The organism is Bacillus sp. EB106-08-02-XG196, from assembly GCF_013396335.1.
In the GTDB taxonomy this organism is placed as follows: Bacteria; Bacillota; Bacilli; order Bacillales; family Cytobacillaceae; genus Neobacillus.
This window is the reverse complement of the sequence record NZ_JABWSY010000010.1, coordinates 160,786-181,444: the sequence shown is the minus strand read 5'-3', so window position 1 is coordinate 181,444 and position 20,659 is coordinate 160,786. Positions and strand designations below refer to the sequence as shown.

At 39.2% G+C, this 20,659-nt stretch carries 19 protein-coding genes; 5 read left to right on the top strand and 14 right to left on the bottom strand.

What is annotated here, in order from left to right:
- Positions 1 to 46 precede the first annotated feature (46 nt).
- Positions 47 to 1,312 (bottom strand): GTPase HflX, encoded by a 1,266-nt coding sequence (hflX, locus tag MLOOGBEN_RS17025; protein WP_179159538.1) that lies wholly within the window; start codon positions 1,310 to 1,312, stop codon positions 47 to 49.
- Positions 1,313 to 1,932: 620 nt separating this feature from the next.
- Complete coding sequence (locus MLOOGBEN_RS17020) at positions 1,933 to 3,315, bottom strand: L-cystine transporter (protein ID WP_179159463.1); 1,383 nt, start codon at positions 3,313 to 3,315, stop codon at positions 1,933 to 1,935.
- 181 nt (positions 3,316 to 3,496) lie between these two features.
- On the opposite strand from MLOOGBEN_RS17020, the gene MLOOGBEN_RS17015 reads away from it, so the two are divergent.
- The gene (locus MLOOGBEN_RS17015) at positions 3,497 to 4,351 is read left to right on the top strand and encodes a hypothetical protein (protein WP_179159462.1); all 855 of its coding nucleotides are present in this window, start codon (positions 3,497 to 3,499) and stop codon (positions 4,349 to 4,351) included.
- Positions 4,352 to 4,451: 100 nt separating this feature from the next.
- Here MLOOGBEN_RS17015 and MLOOGBEN_RS17010 read toward each other — a convergent pair whose 3' ends face one another.
- From MLOOGBEN_RS17010 to MLOOGBEN_RS16990, 5 genes are all read right to left on the bottom strand, one after another.
- Complete coding sequence (locus tag MLOOGBEN_RS17010) at positions 4,452 to 5,852, bottom strand: sensor histidine kinase (protein WP_256989135.1); 1,401 nt, start codon at positions 5,850 to 5,852, stop codon at positions 4,452 to 4,454.
- On the bottom strand, positions 5,842 to 6,513 hold the full coding sequence (locus MLOOGBEN_RS17005) for a response regulator transcription factor (RefSeq protein WP_179159461.1): 672 nt from the start codon (positions 6,511 to 6,513) through the stop codon (positions 5,842 to 5,844). The genes MLOOGBEN_RS17010 and MLOOGBEN_RS17005 overlap by 11 nt, the downstream gene beginning before the upstream one ends.
- Before the next feature lie 18 nt (positions 6,514 to 6,531).
- On the bottom strand, positions 6,532 to 7,248 hold the full coding sequence (locus tag MLOOGBEN_RS17000; protein WP_179159460.1) for a M50 family metallopeptidase: 717 nt from the start codon (positions 7,246 to 7,248) through the stop codon (positions 6,532 to 6,534).
- 322 nt (positions 7,249 to 7,570) lie between these two features.
- Positions 7,571 to 8,245 (bottom strand): PspA/IM30 family protein, encoded by a 675-nt coding sequence (locus MLOOGBEN_RS16995; RefSeq protein WP_179159459.1) that lies wholly within the window; start codon positions 8,243 to 8,245, stop codon positions 7,571 to 7,573.
- Between the two features lie 5 nt (positions 8,246 to 8,250).
- Positions 8,251 to 8,658 carry a hypothetical protein gene (locus tag MLOOGBEN_RS16990; protein WP_179159458.1) on the bottom strand — a complete coding sequence of 136 codons (408 nt, stop codon included), beginning with the start codon at positions 8,656 to 8,658 and terminating at the stop codon, positions 8,251 to 8,253.
- Positions 8,659 to 8,861: 203 nt separating this feature from the next.
- Here MLOOGBEN_RS16990 and MLOOGBEN_RS16985 point away from each other — a divergent pair, with 203 nt between their 5' ends.
- A complete protein-coding gene (locus MLOOGBEN_RS16985; protein WP_179159457.1) occupies positions 8,862 to 10,058 on the top strand; it encodes an MFS transporter in 1,197 nt (398 codons plus the stop codon).
- Positions 10,059 to 10,095: 37 nt separating this feature from the next.
- Here the strand turns inward: MLOOGBEN_RS16985 and MLOOGBEN_RS16980 are convergent, their stop codons facing one another.
- Both MLOOGBEN_RS16980 and MLOOGBEN_RS16975 read right to left on the bottom strand, forming a co-directional pair.
- The gene (locus tag MLOOGBEN_RS16980; RefSeq protein ID WP_179159456.1) at positions 10,096 to 11,094 is read right to left on the bottom strand and encodes an HAAS signaling domain-containing protein; all 999 of its coding nucleotides are present in this window, start codon (positions 11,092 to 11,094) and stop codon (positions 10,096 to 10,098) included.
- The gene (locus tag MLOOGBEN_RS16975; protein ID WP_179159455.1) at positions 11,091 to 11,429 is read right to left on the bottom strand and encodes a PadR family transcriptional regulator; all 339 of its coding nucleotides are present in this window, start codon (positions 11,427 to 11,429) and stop codon (positions 11,091 to 11,093) included. The genes MLOOGBEN_RS16980 and MLOOGBEN_RS16975 overlap by 4 nt, the downstream gene beginning before the upstream one ends.
- 184 nt (positions 11,430 to 11,613) lie before the next feature.
- Here MLOOGBEN_RS16975 and MLOOGBEN_RS16970 point away from each other — a divergent pair, with 184 nt between their 5' ends.
- Positions 11,614 to 12,114: a DinB family protein gene (locus MLOOGBEN_RS16970; RefSeq protein WP_179159454.1), complete on the top strand. Its 501-nt coding sequence runs from the start codon at positions 11,614 to 11,616 to the stop codon at positions 12,112 to 12,114.
- A gap of 82 nt (positions 12,115 to 12,196) precedes the next feature.
- Here the strand turns inward: MLOOGBEN_RS16970 and MLOOGBEN_RS16965 are convergent, their stop codons facing one another.
- Positions 12,197 to 12,913 carry a GNAT family N-acetyltransferase gene (locus MLOOGBEN_RS16965; RefSeq protein WP_179159453.1) on the bottom strand — a complete coding sequence of 239 codons (717 nt, stop codon included), beginning with the start codon at positions 12,911 to 12,913 and terminating at the stop codon, positions 12,197 to 12,199.
- A 14-nt stretch (positions 12,914 to 12,927) separates the two neighbouring features.
- Positions 12,928 to 14,037 carry a mandelate racemase/muconate lactonizing enzyme family protein gene (locus tag MLOOGBEN_RS16960; RefSeq protein WP_179159452.1) on the bottom strand — a complete coding sequence of 370 codons (1,110 nt, stop codon included), beginning with the start codon at positions 14,035 to 14,037 and terminating at the stop codon, positions 12,928 to 12,930.
- A gap of 74 nt (positions 14,038 to 14,111) precedes the next feature.
- Between MLOOGBEN_RS16960 and MLOOGBEN_RS16955 the strand changes: the two genes are divergently transcribed.
- Positions 14,112 to 15,359, top strand: coding sequence for a helix-turn-helix domain-containing protein (locus MLOOGBEN_RS16955; protein WP_179159451.1), 1,248 nt, complete (start codon positions 14,112 to 14,114; stop codon positions 15,357 to 15,359).
- A 46-nt stretch (positions 15,360 to 15,405) separates the two neighbouring features.
- On the opposite strand, the gene nhaC is transcribed toward MLOOGBEN_RS16955, so the two are convergent.
- From nhaC to MLOOGBEN_RS16940, 3 genes are all read right to left on the bottom strand, one after another.
- The gene (gene nhaC / locus MLOOGBEN_RS16950; protein ID WP_179159450.1) at positions 15,406 to 16,824 is read right to left on the bottom strand and encodes a Na+/H+ antiporter NhaC; all 1,419 of its coding nucleotides are present in this window, start codon (positions 16,822 to 16,824) and stop codon (positions 15,406 to 15,408) included.
- 182 nt (positions 16,825 to 17,006) lie between these two features.
- The gene (locus MLOOGBEN_RS16945; RefSeq protein WP_179159449.1) at positions 17,007 to 18,104 is read right to left on the bottom strand and encodes an amidohydrolase; all 1,098 of its coding nucleotides are present in this window, start codon (positions 18,102 to 18,104) and stop codon (positions 17,007 to 17,009) included.
- A gap of 117 nt (positions 18,105 to 18,221) precedes the next feature.
- Complete coding sequence (locus MLOOGBEN_RS16940; protein WP_179159448.1) at positions 18,222 to 19,649, bottom strand: alanine/glycine:cation symporter family protein; 1,428 nt, start codon at positions 19,647 to 19,649, stop codon at positions 18,222 to 18,224.
- Positions 19,650 to 20,053: 404 nt separating this feature from the next.
- Between MLOOGBEN_RS16940 and MLOOGBEN_RS16935 the strand changes: the two genes are divergently transcribed.
- Positions 20,054 to 20,590: a ribonuclease H-like YkuK family protein gene (locus MLOOGBEN_RS16935; protein ID WP_179159447.1), complete on the top strand. Its 537-nt coding sequence runs from the start codon at positions 20,054 to 20,056 to the stop codon at positions 20,588 to 20,590.
- The last annotated feature ends 69 nt before the right edge of the window (positions 20,591 to 20,659 follow it).

Here is a 20,659-nt window from a genome sequence, read left to right as displayed (position 1 = left end):
TTTCTAAAACCCCTTCAATGAATCCGTCATTGAAGGGGTTTCCTTTTTAGATGACATATTGGTGGTATTTTTCAAAATCATTGCTGTTACATTCTAGCGATAATAAAGTGCCGTTATATTCATATTTTGTGGAGAGCACATTGGCATTCTCATTAAGATAGGAGATTAATCGCCCATCATCAAAAGGAATAAGCATTTCACAATGAATCGGATTTTTAAAAATCTGCTGGTTAATCCTTTCAACTAATTCATCCAATCCAATGTTTTGTTTGGCAGAAAGATAGACCCTATTCCCCTTGACTGATGGAAATTCCTCTCCTGCCAAATCAGCCTTATTAAATGCATAGATGGTTGGGATATTCTCAATTCCCATTTCTCTTAGCGTTTGATTGGTTACCTCTATCTGTTTTTGATGATTCGGACTCGAACAATCGACAACATGTATCAGTACGTCGGCAGTTGCTGCTTCTTCCAAGGTTGAACGAAAGGCTTTAACAAGATGATGTGGAAGCTTATCTACAAACCCTACAGTATCAGATAGTAAGAAGGGCTGATGATTAGATAGTTTTATTTTTCTCACTGATGTATCAAGGGTTGCAAATAACATGTCTTTCTCAAATACCTGTTTATGAAAGGAATGATTAGATTTTTTTAACAAAGCATTTAAGATGGTTGACTTGCCTGCATTTGTGTAGCCAACTAAGGAAACGAGCGGGATACCACTTTTCTTACGCTGATTTCGCAACGTTTCCCTTTTTGTAACAATTCCTTCTAATTCCTTCTTTAAAGCAGTAATCTTTTCTTCGATTTTCCTCCGGTCGAGCTCTAATTTTGTTTCACCAGATCCTCTATTTATTAAGCCAACTCCACCACCTTGCCGGCCTAGGGATTCACGTTGACCAGCGATACGAGGAAGCATGTATTGAAGATTTGCCATTTCGACCTGAAGCTGTGCCTCTCTTGTTTTGGCACGCTGCGCAAATATATCCAAAATCAACATTGTCCGATCGATTACTTTTCTGTTGAGTTCTTTCTCCAAATTACGAATTTGCGAACCTGTTAATTCATCGTTAAAGATGACAGCATCTGCATCCAGCTTCTCAAGGAGCTGAATGGCTTCGGTTATTTTCCCTGTACCGATATAATGAGTCTTATTGAATCGACTTAAACTTTGAGTCAGTTCCCCAACAACTTCTATATGACAGGCAGCGGCTAAGTTCTTCAATTCTTGCATTGAATAATGAAAGTCAGGTTGATGATTTACATTCACTCCTATTAAAATAGCCTTTTCTCTCATCTTTTCTTCCTCCATTCCTTTTGGAAAAGTAAAAAACACAGACTGCTGCCTGTGCTTTCGTAAATGGAAAAGACAATACAAAAAATACCCGATAATTGCTTATCTGGTTTTGTATGGACTCCTGCTTGAAAATACCTGCACTGTTTAAATATTGGTATTATTCGTATTCATTATTATTTTTAAAGACAGCAATCTTTTTTTACCTACCGTAAAATAAAGGTTTCCTTAAAAATAAGGCAGACCCATCCCATTTACTCCGCACGCATGGCAGAGCTTGAACGTTATTTAGTTAACGGTTCAAAATTTGGAATCTTAATCTGCGATACTTCATGTGGAAAACCTCCATTTCTCTATAACTACTTCAATCATAACAGCAAAATTAATGGTAAACAATTACATTAATAACCTATATTACGACAATTTACAAACCCAATAGTACCAACGGTTTATAGCCTTTTAATCAATCGTTTGATTAGTTTACCATCCGTTTTAATCAAACGTTTAATTAGTTTTTTATCCACAAAAAAACTGGATAGTCCTCACGACTATCCAGTAAATCCCAAAGTGTCCATACCACACGGACAATGTCCACGAGTGGTGCCTGTCACCAAGGTGACACCTAAAAGGTGTTCACCCTATGCTTCTACAATATTGGGCTGTTGGTATACTTCTTGTTCGAATTCACCTGTTGCTTTGCTTGTTAGTACTCCGGATGTCATGGCTCCACTTACGTTTAGGGCTGTACGTCCCATGTCAATTAGTGGTTCTACTGAGATTAGGAGACCCACAATTGCAATTGGAAGGTTCATAACAGATAATACGATTAGTGCTGCGAATGTCGCACCGCCGCCAACTCCTGCTACACCGAATGAGCTAATGGCAACGACAAGAATTAGTGAGATAATAAATCCTGGGCTAAGCGGGTCAATACCGGCTGCTGGTGCAACCATAACCGCTAACATCGCTGGATACACACCTGCACATCCGTTTTGACCGATTGTTAGTCCAAATGAACCTGCAAAGTTTGCAATCCCTTCAGAAACACCTAAGTCTTTCGTTTGCGTTTTAATCGTTAAAGGTAATGTTCCTGCACTTGAACGTGAAGTGAAGGCAAATGTTAAGGTTGGTAATGCCTTTTTCACATAATTAACTGGGTTGATTTTTGCGATTGACAATAATAATAAATGAACGATAAACACAAGAATAAGTGCTACATATGATGCGATGACAAACTTCCCTAATTTTACAATTGCGTCATAGTTACTTGTTGCTGCAACCTTTGTAATAATTGCCAAAATACCATATGGCGTTAAACGAAGGATTAACGTAACAACTCTCATCGTTACTGAATATAGAGAATCAATAATTTTCGCAAAAAGTTCAGCATGTTCTGGCTCTTTACGTTTTACTCCAAGGTAAGCTATCCCGATAAAAGCCGCAAAGATAACCACAGCAATCGTTGAAGTTGCACGTGCACCTGTTAAATCTGCAAACGGATTTGCTGGGAATAACTCAAGGATTTGTTGAGGAATGGTCATTGCTTCAACCGTAACAACTCTTTCCTCTAACGCAGCATTTCGAGCCGCTTCTGCTTCACCTTCAGTCAGTTCGATACCATCAAGACCAAATCCTAATGATGTACCAATTCCAATTGCTGCAGAAATAGCAGTTGTTCCAAGTAAAATTCCAATTACAAGGATGCTGATTTTTCCGATATTCTTCGTTAATTTTAATTTTGTAAAAGCTCCTACGATTGAAATGAATACAAGCGGCATAACCACCATTTGTAGTAACTTAACGTAACCTGATCCTACAATATTAAACCATGCGATTGATTCCGTTGTAACCTCAGATTCTGTACCGTAAATTAAATGAATAATAAAACCAAAGATAAGTCCTAAACCTAAACCAGCGAATACACGTTTTGAGAATGATACATGTTTCTTTGCCATGATGCGCAAACCAACCATGAGTAACAGCAATACTGCAACATTCACAATGATAAGAATTGCATTCATCTTAATTCCCCCTTTTATTAATATATATTTTGTCTTGCGTAAATTAGTCTATGAAAATACTAATATACATATTCCTATCAGTCAAGTCGGAATAGTATATTTTTTTTTCAAACAATTTGCATAAATTCTCCACTTTGATAAAAACTACCTGCTAACAATAAAAACAGAAGGAGATATAAAAATGGAGTTTAATTCCTACATGTATCTGGGATTAGGTATCTTAAGTATTCTTCTGTTAATTTATGTATATATAAAAACAAGAAACAGCAGGAGTTTATTGCTTTTTGTCACCATGGTCGGTCTAGGGTATCTCATAGAAGCAGTGATTTATAACTTTGCTCATAGCTATCAGTATTATCCCAAACTTATTAAGCACGATTCGTTCTATGATAGTAATTTGGGTGCCATTGCCTCGAATGCTCTAACCTTACCAGCTATAGCAACTTTCATTGCTATTCTCAGAAAAAATTGGATATGGATTATCGTTTTAGTTATCCTGATTGCAGGGATTGAATGGACATTTCTAAAGCTAAATATCTATTCCCACAATTGGTGGAAGATTGGTTACACATCTCTGGGATTACTTGTTTACTTTCCATTAGCAAAAGTGTTCCATCAACTGTTATCGAATCCGTTAAAAGGATTTTTGCATACAATATTCCTTTTTTTAATTGTTGGTCCCTTCTCTGGTTCTTTGCACATTATGCCTATTATGTTTTTGTCCAATAGATATTATGAGCTCGGCTGGTATGAAAGTCACTCCCAAGATACCACTGCCTTCAGTGCCATCTTCTATGTAGGCGCCTGTCTTTTCTACGTATGGATAGCCAAACAACATTGGAAGTTAAAATGGTTGAAATATGTGTTAACTCCCCTTTTGATGTATACAGTGAACGTTCTCTTGCAAAAAGCAGGAATCCTTCACAGCCAGGTCTGGTGGGATCCTTGGTATTATGTAATTTTATCAGTTATCTTATTGAAATTAACCGTCTCCATGGGGAAACACCTTTCAAGTGGTCTATCCAAAAATACCTGACCCTCGATGAAGGATCAGGCATTTTGGGGCTGGGTACTGTCCGCCTCAGGTGGAAAGTGTCCACGAGCGGTGACAGGCACCAATTTGGGAACCAATTTTATTACTGATTAAGTGGGATTCGAATTGTAAATATAGTTCCTTTTCCTAATTCACTTGAAATGTTAATTGTTCCTTTATGTGTTTCTACAATCCATTTTGCTATGGACAATCCCAATCCATGCCCTCCCATTTGTCGCGAACGAGATTTGTCAGCTCGATAAAATCGTTCAAAAATGCGATGGTAATCCTCTTTTTTGATTCCGATCCCCGTATCCTTTACTCTCATACACAATTCATTCCCTTCCCTTGAAAGGAAGAGCCATACCTCACCATTATTTGGTGTGTATTTAATAGAGTTGTCTAAAAGTATATATAGCAGTTGAGATAATCTCTCCGAATCTCCCGTTGCCATCAGTGAATCCGGAGCCTCAAAATGGAGCCTTATTTGCTTTGAGTCTGCTAGTGGCTGGACAGATTCAATTGCTTTTTCAGTATGAGGAAGAAAGTCAAACGTCTCTGTTCTCCGTTCGATGATAGTTGAATCGGAACGCGCTAGTGTCAATAAATCACTCACCAAGCTTGTCATCCGTTTCACTTCCTGCCTCATATTGGATAGCAGCTTACCGGCGAATTCCTCATCCTTCGTATCAATCGTCATGTCTATTGCGTCTAAAGAAGATAACAACACACTTAAGGGCGTTCGCAGCTCGTGGGATGCATCTGCCACAAACTCCCGCTGTCTAGCAAAAGCCTTGCTAATCGGAATCATTGCTTTTTTAGACATGGCAGTACTAATTAGCAGAGCCAGACCTACAAACACAATTCCAATTACTAAAAGGATAATTAATAACCAATGGAAAAGTTGATAGGCAAAGGTAATATCCTTACCAATAAACAATTTACCTACAAAACGACCTTTATCGTATATCGACTGGCTGGCAATCATTAGGCGGATATCTCTCTCGGGCTCACGCTGAAAAAATCCGCCAGGTTTTCCTCTGCCTTTCTCGCTTCCTTCTAGATGTAGGGTTTCCTTAATAATTTCTCCATTGTCCAAAACCTTCCTATTCAAAATCCCTAATATAGCAGATCTGGTTCGCTGATCTGCTTCATTTCCCATAATCAATTCTCCATTTGAATTCACAACATAATAAAATAGTTGATTGACTCCAGCAAACACTACCTCTTGATTCTGAATCCCGCGGAAATCACTTTTTTCATTTGTCGTTAAATAATCCTCTAAAAATCCCGCTTCCTGATTCACTAATGTTTCAAGTTCGGTCTCCTGATTCTTTAAAATACTAAAATAAAGTACTGAATAAACAATCATAATAAAGAGGATGAGAAATAAAATCAGCAATCCGCTATAAATACGAGTAAGGCGACCCTGGGTACTTTTAAAAACATCCTTCTCACCAAGGTTTGTTAATAAGCTGAAGAAAGAAAGAATGTTAGTTTTCAAGCTTATACCCTACCCCTCTTATACTTTGGATCAACTCCTGTTTTCCGACTATGTCCAACTTTTTCCTAATAAGTTTAACGGTTGCATCTATTGTCTTAAGGGCTACATCCGAATCAAGACCCCAAATCCGCTCCAAAATGACCTCACGAGGGATAACTTGTCCCCTATTTTGGACTAATAAATCTAATAGCTGGTATTCCCGTGGGCTTAACTGGATTTCCACAATCCCCATACGTACCACATGACTATTCCGATTCAGAACCAAACCTTGTACCATAATTTCCTCTTCTAAAATTGGTGCATAATTACGCCGTGAGAGAGCTCGCAGCCGCGCCTGCAATTCTCCTATTTCAAAAGGCTTTACAAGGTAATCATCCGCCCCAGAATCTAATCCCTCAATCCGGTCTTCTACAGTGTCCTTTGCCGTCAACATCAGGATGGCACCTGAATATCCTTGCTTCCGTAACCGGCGGCAGACATCGACTCCATCACCGTTTGGCATCATCCAATCCAGGATTAAGACATCATTGTGTGCATTGGAAGCGTAATAATACGCATCCTCCCCTTCCATCACCCACTCTACCTTGTATCCGGTTTTCGTTAGCATATATACAATTAATTCACCTAGCTGTGAATCATCTTCTGCTAATAAGATTTTCATGATTTAGAACCCCTTTAATCAGGTGATTAACTTCTCCATTATCTGGATGATCTCTAACAATTCAAATCTTATCATAGCTGCCTTGTAATTTAGAACTTCATTGAAAATAAAATAAGCTGCATAGAGCGACTGGCCAAGTAAAGCGATTCCACAAATAATAGCTGGTGCCCTTGAGATTTTTGCTAGAGCGCCCAGTTTTCCTCCAGTCCTAAAACTTTGTCTTATTACTTGGAAGGCATTTATGATAGCTTGAATGAGAATAAATGAGGATAAAAAGATACTAATATGCATGATTGCTAAATCATTTCTGAAATACAGTGGTAAAGCTAATATCACGACAAATGATAGTGCCCACAAAACCCCAAAAAGGTTGCGAATCCAAAGTAAAATAGAGATTACCATTAGACCGATAAAGAAATAAATAACGAAATGAAACTGATTAAATGATAGTAAATAAAATAAACCCATTGCTAGTAACAATGTACCCGTATATCCAATATAAACGATCATTACCTTTTGAATTTTCGAATTGACAATGCTTGTTGTCTCGCCTGAGCCGTTTTTGTACAATTTAATCTTATTTGATTTTCCTTCTCTCGTAACCACAACTGCTAAAACATGAATGATCTTCTCAATTAATGTATTACATAGGGAAAAATAAACTCTAAACATAGGAAGCCTGCTAATAGCCAGTGCTGCGGCCAAATAGATCAGTATGAGGCTTGTAGTACTCACGATGAATTCTCCTTTTCATTTTTATAAAGAAAGCTTTGTTAAATTTCATTTTTGATTATTAGTACAACGATAAAAGGTCGATGAAAGACAAATCTGAAGAATTCCCAATGAGATTAGTCCTTCATAAGCGTGATGAAAGACAAATCAGGTGAGTTTCCAGTGAGATTAGTCCTTCATAAGCATGATGAAAGACAAATCAGAAGATTACTCAGTGAGATTAGTCCTTCATAAGGATTTCCGTGAGAAAAGTCAACATCTGTCATTAACATAGCCATAAAGAAAAAGAAGCACCAATCCTGCAAAGTGTGCTTCCTTCCTCTCTTTATCCTAATAACGCCACTTTTTCACGTTTTAGTTTTTCAAGTTCCTTTTCAAGTTCTTCTTCTCTTACATAGTTTTGGAAAACAGCATCATGCTGCGCTAAAGGACTGGAAAACTGACTGCCAGCTTGTACCTGTGCCTCCATCAACATAATTCGTTCCTCCGCACGTGCAACACCTCTTGCAATGTTATCTGTTTGGAAGGAGACTGTCGCTTTTTGAATTTGTTTAATAGTTTGAGCCACATTTGCCCGGGAAGCTAATAAAATTTTCTTATGCTGCAATTCATTATAGGTTTCCTTCAACTGATTCAATTTTTCTACTAAGATTTGGGTCTGCTCTTTGATTGCCTCCAATTGCTGCTGATAAAGGGTAAACTGTTTTTCATGAAGCAGCTTTTCCTGAACGGCTAATTTTGCAATTGTATCCTCTTCTTGTTCAATTGCCAGCTTAGCCTGACGCGTTCTTTTTGCGATCAATTCTTCTGTTTCTAGCAGTAAAGCAGCTTGTTTTTTCTCAACCAGGTATTGCTGTGATAATGCTTTTTGACCTTTCAGTATTTCCTGCTCCAATTCGCGGGAATATTCATTCAACATCGCAATTGGGTCTTCCATCCCATCTAATAATCCATTAATTTCAGCTTTCGTAATCGTTTTTACTCTTTTAAAAATACCCATTTTCGCTATTCTCCTTTTTTTGTTATATTTTTTTCCCACTTGTCTAACATGCTTGCATTTTGATTGATAATTGGACTATGTGAACCTACTACGGGTGTATCAATGAACTGCTGCATAGCAGAATTTCTTGCTTTCCTTCTAACCCATCTCACGATTAGAATCAGAATGGCTAGTCCAATAATAAGAAAGAATAAAAGTCCAAGCCAAGAAAATTCTTCTCCATGATGAGGACCATTCATAAACTGGCGGGGTCCCCTTCCGCCATGGTGCCCCCGCTCTTCAGGTCGAAACCCATTTCGGAACACCACATTGGTTTGATGTCCTCCTAAAAGATGCAGGAAGAAATTAATTACAACCAGTGCAGCAGTAATCATCACACCCCAGAAAATGGCTAGTTTAACTCTAGTATTCATTGCTATTTTTCCTCCTTTCGTTCTTGATAGTTTGAAGTTTAGAGGACAATGGTGAAAACTTGGTGAAAGGAGGACAGTTAATATATTTTTTTTGATAGAATTTTCCTTTCTACAAATGTAAAAGTAGTTATACTAATCTATTAACAATTAGATTATGATAGTGTTTGGATAAAAAATAATTTAAATGATTGAGAGGCCAGCTTATGTGGAACAACAGAAATGTTTGGATTATTTTAACAGGGGAATTTATCGCTGGTCTTGGGTTATGGCTTGGGATTATTGGAAATTTAGAGTTCATGCAAGAAAAAATACCCTCAGATTTCTTAAAATCACTTCTTATGGCTGCCGGGCTGGTAGCAGGTATAGTCGTTGGCCCTTATGCAGGCAAAATTACGGACCAAAAAAGTAAAAAAACAGTGATGCTATGGTCAGGGTTATTGCGTACGATAAGTGTCGTCTTTATGCTGATTGCGATAGCTACAGGATCTGTTTGGTGGATGCTTGTCTTTTTCGTTACGATTCAAATTTCTGCTGCCTTCTATTTTCCAGCACTACAAGCAGCGATTCCTCTTATTGTTAACGATAAGGATTTACTCCAGCTCAATGGAGTTCATATGAACGTAGCCACCCTTTCACGGATCATCGGTACGGCAGTTGCAGGGATTCTCTTGGTACTTCTTCCCTTATCCATGCTCTATATCGGTTCACTAGTAGCCTACCTTGGATTACTCATCCTAACTTGGTTCCTTAACTTTGAGGAAAATAATAATAGTTCTTCAACAACGAAGAATACCAATGAAAAAACTAATTTTAAAGATGTATTACCTGTGATAAAGGGTCTGCCGATTGTCTTCATGACCCTATTGATGACACTGGTTCCACTTTTATTTCTAGGCGGATTCAACCTTTTGGTCATTAACATTAGTGAACTGCAGGATAGTTCTGCGATCAAAGGCTGGATTTATACTGCCGAAGGAGTTTCCTTTATGATTGGAGCTTTCTTCATTAAAAAAATAAGTGACAAACTATCTTCTTACACCATTTTATTTACCAGCTCAATCCTCGTCGGTCTGTCCCAGCTTCTGCTCTATTTTGCAGATGTTACGGTTGTAACGATTGCAGCATTTCTAGTTTTTGGTTTTTCAGTTGGCTGCTTCTATCCCACAGCATCCACCGTATTTCAAACAAAAGTACCAAAGGATTTCCACGGAAGATTTTTCTCGTTCCGTAATATGCTTGACCGGATTGGCTTCCAAATCGTGCTGCTTTTAACTGGATTCTTTCTGGATTTTATCGGTTTACAGCTAATGTGCGTCTTATATGGCGGGCTAACTATTCTTATCACTATCATATTCTATTTAAAAAACAATCAACTCCGTACGGTACAACAGGAGAATTAAAGGTGAAGGCACCATCCAAAATGGATGATGCCTTTTGTTATTTCTTTATACTAGCTTTTCGAAAGCCTTGGTAAATATCTATTGATGCGAATAAAAGGAATGTAAATACCGCTCCCCAGAATAACTCGTTATCAATATCACCATTGATACTAAATAAGTCTGTCAAATACGAGATAAAGGCTGGATTAATTAGCTGATGGTTACTGATGATGATGATAAATACAATCGAGGAAACACCGTGCATGACAGTGTTGAGAGCAGCAATCTTCCTAGTCCATTGTCCTTTGAGCAACTTATATGCTGCTACAGCAATCTCAAGCCCAATTACAATAATCACCAGTGGCCAATAGGAAAACAGGACTTCTTGATTGAATGTCGGCGTTACAAATTCGAGACCATTACTTCCTTTTTCATAGATTCCTAAAAGGCTGGCTGCATTGAAATAGACACTTGCCCAGATAGCCGTCCATAGCAAGCCTAGAAACACTTCCACCTTTGAAATGGATTTTTCCTTTGGAATGTAAGGAATATTATATAAATCATCTGGCGTCCACTCTTTAAAAGATGCTGTTAATGGCGTCTGACCCTGCCTATGATCTGTTCGTTCTATGATGGCGAACACCACGGTTAACCAGAAAAACAATTGAATTCCAGTGCTCAGTATCCCCAAAATTCCGTGACCTGCCAAGTCTAAAATAACGTTTAGTACCGCTTTTTCACCAGAATAGGAAACAATCGTCGTAGCGATCAATGAAATAAGGGAAATCACTGCAGCTATCGGCAGAATGATTTTTAATAAATTGATATAGACATCAAAGTAACGCGGCCCTATTAAATGCATGGGACGATCTAGGTATCCGCTCGCCAGGATTGACGGATTTCCCATTTTTTCAAGAACAGTCTTAACATCTTCCTCCGTGTAATCAACTGGAAGCATATCCTCAATCGTTGAGCGAAGTTCAAGTGCAATATCCTCTCGACTTTTTTCTGGGAGCCTGCGAGTAACCTCTTGAATATAAAGGTCAATTATTCTCATCCGTTATCCTCTCCTTTTAATAGTAGGGAAAGTTCTTGCGCGGTCTTTTCCCATTCTTGCTTTAATTGTTGATAGATATCGATTCCAAATGGTGTTAACACATAATACCTTCGTGGTCTGTTTTCAGTTGTATCCCAGCTGCTTGTGACTAACTCTTGTTTTTCCAGTCTGCGCAGCAATGGATATAGTGTACTCTGTTCGATTGAAATCCCGCATTGTTCTAATAATTGGACAAGGGAATATCCATATTGAGGTGTACGCAGCTGACTTAACACCGCCAATGTCAATGTCCCTCTCCTTAGCTCTGTAGTTAATGAATTTAATAAGGTACTCATCCATCCCAACTCCTTTGATCATGCTGTACGTCATACACTATACTTTATACTATGTATCATACATTATTGTTGTTCACACAACAATTAAAAATCAGTAATATTTTTCTATTGTTAGATAGAAGGAATATTTTTTATAAAGGTGAATATAAACAATATTGAATGTCTATTTGAGGAGGGATATGCCATGAGTATCGATGTAGTGGAGGAACTAATTGCAACAAGGAATAGGTTGTTAAATGAGATTTCTGGTTTAAGCTATGAAAGGCTGAATAAAAAGCCTGATGAGGTTACATGGAGTGTTGCCCAGGTATGCCATCATTTGTACTTAACAGAAAGTGCCTCTACACAAGCAATAATTTACGGACTTAATAAAGTCAATGGAAAAAAGGCAGAGACGAAGCCTGTTCAGCTGGCAGTTGACCGCACCCAGAAGGCTCAAGCACCAGATATAGTAGCACCTGACGATGATCCGTTGGATTCCGGGCAGATTAAAGAACTCTTAAATCATTCAAGAAACCAATTTTTGGAATTCTATAATCAACTAGAAAATAAGTCCCTGCTAGCAGAAAAGTCTGCCAAGCACCCACTCTTTGGTTACACGCCGCTAGACCAATGGGTCGAATTAATCTACCTCCACGAAAAACGGCATATCGAACAAATCAAAGAGATTAAATCCCAATTATAAAACGAAAAGAGCTGACGATTGTCAGCTCTTTTTCACTGTCCACCTCAGGCGGACAATTGTACATTAGTGGTGCCTGTCACCATTATTGTCTGTCACCATCATGCACATAAACCACCCAATGTTCTCCTTCTTCTTCCTCCATCCTTACACCGCGCCAGCCGTGAAGGATTAACCTTTTTTGACCTTCTGTATCCCCCATTTTTATTCGGGTGCTTTCCTGGATTAAAGTTGCTTTCTCTTTGTTTTCTTCTAGGTCTTTTACAAAAATATAGCGTAAGCTGCCGCCGTATTTTTCTTTAAGTGCTGCGATTTCCATTCCTTGAGAAAACTTATCCTTTAAACTTGGAATATTAAATGGTGCAACAGTGCAGCAAATGTAGCGGCAGCGGTAATTCTCCTTACTTAGCTCTTCCATAATTACACCGGCCAGTATTTTTTGCAGATGATTTCCACGGAATGCAGGCATTACATTTGAAATCTCCTGATAGAGAACCTTTGGCAGCTCATTTTCTTGCAAACCAATATCCCATCCTAAGTGTCCTTCATCGATTGGCGGAATGAGGAGAGCTCGAAAGGCAATCATTTCATTCCCTGTAAATGCACCAATCATCAAGCCCTTCCCCTCTAAGATATACTGATACTCATCATTCGTCAGGGGCTGAAGTATTCCTGGACCCTGCATTGCTTGTACAACTTGCTTCTGCACCTCTAAAATCTCTTCCAAGTCTTCAACACCCAATTTTCGGACCTTAAAGGGCAAATTCCCATTTCTAAGTTTTCCTTCATATATCCACATCAAGAACGGTCCCTCCTTCATTGAACAAAACCTTGAAAAACGGTTAGCTCTTTCAGCGTTTCCTCGTTAACTTCTACCCCTAACCCTGGCTTCTCCGTTAACCGGATAAACGGTACATCATATTCCAAATTGCCAACATCTCTAGAAAATTTTAATGGCCCGGTCAGCTCGACGCTTGTAATGATTTTTTTTGAAAAAGCAACATGGAACCCTGCCGCCGAACCGACTGAGGATTCGACCATCGAACCAATCTGGCATTCCATTCCCGCTAACTCCGCCTGGTGTGCAAGCTTTACAGCCGGATAAATCCCCCCGCATTTCATCAGTTTAATGTTCACTTTATCCGCGGCACGCTTTTGTATAATCTCCCTCATGTCTCGTTTTCCCTTTATACCCTCATCAATCATAAGGGGAATAGTCGTCTTTGACTTTACTTCGACCATTCCATCGATGTCATCTGCTGCAACCGGCTGTTCCAGCCAATCAAGCCCAAGGCTCTTCAACTGCTCCACTGCAGTAATGGTGGTGGCGCTATTTACCCAGCCTTGATTCACATCAACACGGATGGCAATGTCCTCACCTACTTGCGAACGAACCGCTTTAATACGTTCAACATCCTTGCTGACTTTTGTTCCTACCTTCATTTTAAAAGATTGATAGCCTTTTTCCATCATTAAAGCAGCTTCAGCAGCCATTTCTTCAGGTTCGGCGATACTAAGGACATGGGTAATCGGAAATTCTTCGTGATAACGCCCGCCAATAAGCTGATAAACTGGCTGTTGCAGCTTTTTCCCCATTATATCAAAACAAGCAATATCAATAGCTGCCTTTGCCGTTGGTGCTCCATATATTGTCTTGTTCATCACTTCGTGAATCCTTTCAATCTCCATTGGATTTTTCCCAATTATAGCAGGACCCAGAGTATTCTTTATTATTTCAAATGTCCCTTCAAAAGTCTCTCCTGTCACATGTTCGTCCGGTACCCCTTCTCCATAGCCTACAAATCCATCATCGGTAGTTACTTTTACGATAATGGAAGGCATATAGTTATAGGTTTGATAACTAACGATAAACGGTTCTTTTAACGGTAAGTGGATAGCAAAAAGTTGAATTGACGTAATTTTCATAATAATCATTCCTTTCCAAACAATAATATGATATAGTTGTCGTTATACAGACGTTAATTAGGATGTGTTCAAACATGGCTACGAAAATTGCGGTCTTCGGCTCGAGTGAATTTTTACATAAAATTGTAAGCGCCTCCAGTCAAATGACTGATATTATAATTGATCCTTATATATATCAACATCCACAGGAAGCCGCCGAGCTTATTAGAAAATTAAAGGCTTGTGATGTTGTTTTTTTCTCAGGGGCTCTCCCTTACTACTTTTCAAAAAAGCACCTCGACAACCTGCCCTATCCAACCCTTATTCTAACTCAGGATGAAATAACAATTGCTGCTTCTTTATTAGCTATCACACAAAACAGGAATGTACCACTTGAGAGAATATCTATTGATTTGTATGATGCTTCTATTATTAATAATGTTCTTTCTGAAAGTGAAATTAGGATGGAATCCCTAAAGATTATGGATTTTAAACAACAAATGCTTGAAGACTGTTTCAATTTAGATAGTATTGTCCAATTTCACTACAATCTTTGGGAGCAAGGCATAACGAAAATTGCATTAACAAGTGTACATGCGGTTTATGATCGACTCCACTCTCTTGGTGTTCCTGCTATTCGAATGGCTGATCCGCAGGTTTCCTTGATTCGCGGTTTGCAATCAGCAAAAGCTCAAGGGGAGCTTATTAAGAGTAAAGCTGCTCAAGTCGCTGTTGGTTACCTTTCACTCCAAAACCATCAGCAGGACCAAATTAATACCCTTGCTCACCTGCTTAACGCATATGTTCAACCATTAAACGGAACCCTATTTGCCCTATATAGTACTCGGGGGGAAATAGATAGAAATCGCGTCATTGATTTTTTAGAAAAATGGAAAGGTCCTCTTCTAGTCGGTTTTGGTTACGGATTAACGTTGAAAGAAGCAGATCAACATGCTAAAATTGCCCTGCGTTTTGCAGAAAAAGAATTGTCCTCAAAATGTGGTTATATTCTAACCGAAGACAAGGAATTAGTTGGACCCTTCCCATATGAGCATAAACAACATAGTTTAAAAAATGACCATCCCGAGCTTTTAAACATTGCAAAGGAAACAAAACTAAGTCCTGGCAATCTTTCTAAAATTATTGAGTTCAGTAAATCAAGGCAATCCTTACAATTTACAACTGCTGACCTGGCCGACTATCTTCAGGTGACCCGCCGTTCCACCGAAAGAATTGTAAAAAAGCTCGCTGATAACGGTTATGTAAAGGTTGTCGGCGAAGAAATGGTGTACCACCAAGGGCGCCCAAGGGCAATTTATGAACTTAACATGCCAGCCTATTAATAAAAAATAAGGAAAGTTCCCTTTATGGTGAACTTTCCTTATTTTTTTAAGCGGAGACGGTTTCGTCTTCTTTTTTAATCTGAAGCATTTCTTCATCAGTCAATTTTGTAATCGTAATTCCAGTCAGAGCATAAATCACCGATATGATTGGCACGATGAAATTAAAAATCGCATATGGACCGTAGTCTAACGCATGAACACCCAAGGTACCAAAGATAAACACACCACAGGTATTCCAAGGGATAAACACAGAGGTAAGTGTCCCGCCATCTTCAAGTGCCCGCGATAAATTTTTTGAATGAAGGCCTTTATCACGATAAGCCTTTGCATACATCCGTGAAGGAATAACAATCGAAATATATTGTTCAGAGCATGTTGCATTTGTTGCGAAACAGGAAACGACTGTTGAAGCAACAACACCTCTAGCTGACTTTGCTAATTTTAATATCTGATTCACTATTGCTTGCAGCATACCAGAATTCTCTAAAATCCCCCCAAAGGTCATCGCAACGATTGTCATAGAGACCGTGTACATCATCGAATCAAGGCCGCCACGGTTAAAGAGGTTGTCCACCATTTCATTTCCGGTATCAATGACAAAGCCGCTTTGCAGAGCTGCGACTGCAGATGAAACGTTTCCGCCCTGAATAACTACCTGCGAGAGAAATCCAAGTGTAATACCTATAATCAGTGCTGGAATGGCCGGAACCTTCTTCGCGACTAAAATAATAACCAATAATGGAACGATTAATAAAAATGGTGAAATGACAAAGCTGTCTTGGAGAACGCCTAATGTTTTATCAATACTAGCAGAATCCATTCCTTCATTACCAAACTTCCTGCCCATAAATCCATATATCACCAAAGTGATGACGATACCAGGAATGGTAGTATAAAGCATATGACGTATATGCACAAATAAATCTGTTCCCGTTAAACCGGATGCAAGATTAGTAGTATCAGATAATGGGGACATTTTATCGCCAAAATAAGATCCAGAAATAATAGCACCCGCAATCATTGGTGCTGGAATTCCCATACTTAAGCCAATTCCCATACCCGCTACACCGATTGTTCCCATTGTTGACCATGAGCTGCCAATTGCCAAGGATACAATCATACAGATGACTGTAATGGAAACAAGAAATAGTGAAGGGGTAATGATCTTTAATCCATAATAAATCATGGTTGCTACAATTCCGCCGCCAATCCAGGCACCGATTGTTAAGCCAACGAGAATGATGATAACGATTGCAGGCAGCGCCAAGCGAATCCCCTTATACATCATTTCCTCAATTTCTGACCATTTATAACCGCAGCGCCAAGCAACGATGGCCGCAATTGATGTTCCGATTATTAATGGAATATGTGGTCCTTGTTCAAGGACGATAATCGTAATCCCCATTACCACGATCATGACTAAAAGTGGTAGCATAGCCATTTTAAAACTCATCTCTTTTTTCATACACATTCCCCCGCCCAAATTAGATAGTAAATATTGTTAGCGCTTACTTGTTAGAAAATTGGTAATTGTCGTTAAATAGTCGGTAATTACATTTTATACATAGGTTAATTTTTCGTCAATCAAAATTTTTCATAATTTAGACAAAAAAATTGCGATGCATGATATGCATCGCAATCCTATTTTTATGCCCTAAGCAGTGTTTCAGCAAGTATCCGTGCACCAAGGTCTAGTTCCGAGGTATTAAAGTTCATTTTGGGATGATGTAAACCTGGTTGAAGGTCAGCTCCAACACCAATCATCGTAGCTTTTAATTCCGGATTTTTAATGGTATAAAAGTGGAAATCGTCACTGCCGGAAGTGATTACTGGCGGTGAAAGCGCCTCATGGCCCGCAACACTCAGAATAGCTTCTTCGGCGATCGCTGCGGCTTCAGGAGAAACCTCAGCACCAGGCGTAAAATCGCTCCATTTCCATTCGATTTCGACCCCATAAAGGTCTTTTAGGCTGTTCATTCCGTGGTCTATTTGGTCTTTCAGTTTTTCTAAAACTTCATTTTTTTGCGCTCGGACATCAATGGCAAATTCCGCTGAACCTGGGATAATGTTTAAGCTTTCTCCGCCAGCGATAACTTTTGTAAGTTTCGCAGAATAGGCTTCGAACGGTGATAGATAAATAGATTTGACGCACTGATGCAGTCCAACAATTACGTCAAGAGCGTTTTTACCTTGGTGCGGCCTGGCACCATGTGCGTCTTCACCGAGGACTTTACCTTCTAGAAAGATAGCCGCTCCATGATGAATAGAGGCTGAAACTCGTCCGATAGGAAGCTCTTCTATTGGACGAAGGTGGATACCGAATAAGTGGCTGACGTTTTCGATAGCTCCCCTTTCAATCATCGCAAGTGAACCATTTCCTTTTTCCTCTGCCGGCTGAAAAATAAAACGCAGCTTTTTAGTGAGACGCTGATCCTTCAAGTAAAGAAGTGCACCAAGCACCATTGAGATAATGGCGTCGTGACCACAGGAGTGATTCCCCTGCCAAACTCCGTCCACCTCTTGCCATAAAGCGTCTATTTCCGCACGGACAGCTATCACTTCTTCTCCCTCGCCGATTTCCGCTATAAGTCCGGTTACATCGGAAAAACGACGGTATTCTATGCCAAGATTATCTAAAATATCAGCAATCGTTTGTGTTGTTTTAACCTCTTTCCAGCTAACCTCGGGGTGAGCATGGAAATGTTCAAACCATGTCAAAATCTGTCTTTCGAAATTTTCCGCCAACTTTACGCACTCCTATCCACAAAAAACTAATAAAGTCATATTACATCAAAAGAACTTGTTCTTACAAGGTTTTTAAAAAGGTGACAGGCACCGCAGTGGTGCCTGTCACCCAAATGATTAACCTATTTTTTTCTTGGATTTGATATTCAGCGGCGCATCTTCCCAAGCATCTAAATCTTTTAGTCCTTCAATATTAGATGCATAGAAGACTGGATCTTTTCCGCTTGCTTTTTGCTTTTTATAGTCAGCTAATGCCGCAAAAGCAATTTTTCCAAGGAGAGTAATGGCGATTAAATTGATGATTGCCATGAGTGCCATAAATAAATCAGCTAAGCTCCATACAAACTTTAAATCAGCTAATGAACCAAACGCAACCATGAAAACTACAAGCAGACGGAATCCATTTAGCAACAGTTTGTTATTCTTAATAAACTCAATGTTCGATTGTGCATAATAGTAATTCCCAACAATCGAACTAAAGGCAAATAAAAATACGATGATGGCAAGGAAAATACCTGCCCAAGATCCTAATGAGCCCTCGAGAGCATTTTGAGTTAAGATGATTCCATCTGCCTCATTAGACGTATATAGACCAGATAATAGAATGATGAATGCCGTAGAGCTGCAGATAACAAGTGTGTCTACAAATACACCAAGGGACTGAATTAGACCTTGTTTAACGGGATGGCTGACATCAGCTGTCGCAGCTGCATTCGGTGCACTCCCCATACCCGCTTCGTTTGAGAACAATCCGCGCTTAATTCCGTTCATCATCGCAGCGCCAATCGCTCCGCCTGCCACTTCTTCAAGCCCGAAAGCACTCTTAAATATCAATGCAAAAACAGCAGGAATTTCTGAAAAATTCGTAACCATAATATATAAGGCAATTAAAATATAAGCCCCTGCCATGATTGGAACCATCCACTCAGCAACCTTAGCAATCCTTTTTAGCCCGCCAAAAATAATCACGGCTGTAATAAGTGTTAAAACTAAAGCAATAACGGATTTATCCATTCCAAAAGAATTGTTTAAAGAACTAGTAATGGTGTTTGCTTGAACAGAATTAAATGCTAGTCCAAAAGTAATTGAGATTAAGACTGCAAACGTAATCCCCATCCAACGTGCTTTTAACGCTTTTTCCATATAGTAAGCAGGTCCGCCCCGGAAGGTGTCACCATCTTTTACTTTATAAATTTGTGCCAGTGTACTTTCTACAAAAGCCGATGCTGAACCAATAAGGGCAATGAGCCACATCCAGAAAACCGCACCCGGACCACCGGTAGTAATCGCAATTGCTACCCCCGCAAGGTTCCCAGTACCGACACGTGAAGCTGTACTAATGCAAAAGGCTTGGAATGACGATATACCCTTTTGGCCCTTCGTCTTGCCTTCACCCATTAACCGAAACATTTCCCCAATCATCCGGAACTGAACAAATTTAGTTCGGAAAGTAAAATAAAGCCCTAATCCTACCAACATAACAATAAGCACATAAGACCAAAGCAGCGTATTAGCTCCATTCATAAAACTCTCTATTAACTTCATCCTAAAATCCCTCCTCATAACGTACTTCTTTCTATACTTAAAGCTCTAATTTAACAAAAACTCAAAATCCAGGCAATGTATTATCCTTCCATCTAGGGTGACACCTCTCACCTGCTCGGTGACACTGCTCGGTGACAGGCACCACAGAAAGACATTGTCCACCCCAGGCGGACAGTTGTTTAATAGTTTGCTGGATTATTAATTACAGTTTTCTCTCATTTACAAAAATTTAACGTCCTTCCATATTGGTTTCAAAACCTGTTGGATATAGTGATTTTGTGTTTGGACAACTTTGTTTGCTGTCTGTCCATTTCCTGTTGCACAAGAATAATTCTTATTCCATAAAATAATATTAAGAATTGTAAGTGTAATTACTTCCAGAAAGGAAAGATGTGGTGTTTTAAATGAAAAATTATCAGGTTTTTGATTATTCGTTTCAGAATCTTCGTGAGAAAAGTATGTCGTTTGAAGAGGTATTCGAAAACATTGTAAAGTTCATGAACATAGCGCCAAGCGGGAATTATCGGTTAATGGTCGGAACGGATTCACAGGTCCATAAAAGACATACCATTTTTATTACGGGAATTGTTATTCAAAATCAGGGTAAAGGTGCTTGGGCTTGTATTAGAAAGATTATAATCCCAAGAAAGATGACGCAGCTGCATGAAAGAATTTCTTTTGAGCTCTCCTTAACTGAGGACATTGTCGCATTGTTTACCGACGAAAGAAAAACTCGATTAATCAATATCGTCCTTCCCTTTGTCTACCAGGGAGCAACCTTTACCATGGAAGGCCATATTGATATTGGCGCCGGAAAACGCAATAAAACAAGGGAATTTGTGAAAGAAATGGTAGCACGGATGGAATCTATGGGGGTTGAACCGAAAATTAAACCCAATGCCTTCGTAGCCTCAAGTTACGCCAATCGGTACACAAAATAGGGACCTGAGCCATGTTGCGTTCACTAAAAAACGCACCAGGGCTCAGGTCTTTACTTTATTCACGCAAAC

What these genes read in the sequence shown, in the direction of transcription:
- hflX (WP_179159538.1), bottom strand. Translation starts at nt 1,312, where the DNA reads ATGGAGGAAGAAAAGATGAGAGAAAAGGCTATTTTAATAGGAGTGAAT.
- MLOOGBEN_RS17020 (WP_179159463.1), bottom strand. Translation starts at nt 3,315, where the DNA reads ATGAATGCAATTCTTATCATTGTGAATGTTGCAGTATTGCTGTTACTC.
- MLOOGBEN_RS17015 (WP_179159462.1), top strand. Translation starts at nt 3,497, where the DNA reads ATGGAGTTTAATTCCTACATGTATCTGGGATTAGGTATCTTAAGTATT.
- MLOOGBEN_RS17005 (WP_179159461.1), bottom strand. Translation starts at nt 6,513, where the DNA reads ATGAAAATCTTATTAGCAGAAGATGATTCACAGCTAGGTGAATTAATT.
- MLOOGBEN_RS16995 (WP_179159459.1), bottom strand. Translation starts at nt 8,245, where the DNA reads ATGGGTATTTTTAAAAGAGTAAAAACGATTACGAAAGCTGAAATTAAT.
- MLOOGBEN_RS16990 (WP_179159458.1), bottom strand. Translation starts at nt 8,658, where the DNA reads ATGAATACTAGAGTTAAACTAGCCATTTTCTGGGGTGTGATGATTACT.
- MLOOGBEN_RS16985 (WP_179159457.1), top strand. Translation starts at nt 8,862, where the DNA reads ATGTGGAACAACAGAAATGTTTGGATTATTTTAACAGGGGAATTTATC.
- MLOOGBEN_RS16980 (WP_179159456.1), bottom strand. Translation starts at nt 11,094, where the DNA reads ATGAGAATAATTGACCTTTATATTCAAGAGGTTACTCGCAGGCTCCCA.
- MLOOGBEN_RS16975 (WP_179159455.1), bottom strand. Translation starts at nt 11,429, where the DNA reads ATGAGTACCTTATTAAATTCATTAACTACAGAGCTAAGGAGAGGGACA.
- MLOOGBEN_RS16970 (WP_179159454.1), top strand. Translation starts at nt 11,614, where the DNA reads ATGAGTATCGATGTAGTGGAGGAACTAATTGCAACAAGGAATAGGTTG.
- MLOOGBEN_RS16960 (WP_179159452.1), bottom strand. Translation starts at nt 14,037, where the DNA reads ATGAAAATTACGTCAATTCAACTTTTTGCTATCCACTTACCGTTAAAA.
- MLOOGBEN_RS16955 (WP_179159451.1), top strand. Translation starts at nt 14,112, where the DNA reads ATGGCTACGAAAATTGCGGTCTTCGGCTCGAGTGAATTTTTACATAAA.
- nhaC (WP_179159450.1), bottom strand. Translation starts at nt 16,824, where the DNA reads ATGAAAAAAGAGATGAGTTTTAAAATGGCTATGCTACCACTTTTAGTC.
- MLOOGBEN_RS16940 (WP_179159448.1), bottom strand. Translation starts at nt 19,649, where the DNA reads ATGAAGTTAATAGAGAGTTTTATGAATGGAGCTAATACGCTGCTTTGG.
- MLOOGBEN_RS16935 (WP_179159447.1), top strand. Translation starts at nt 20,054, where the DNA reads ATGAAAAATTATCAGGTTTTTGATTATTCGTTTCAGAATCTTCGTGAG.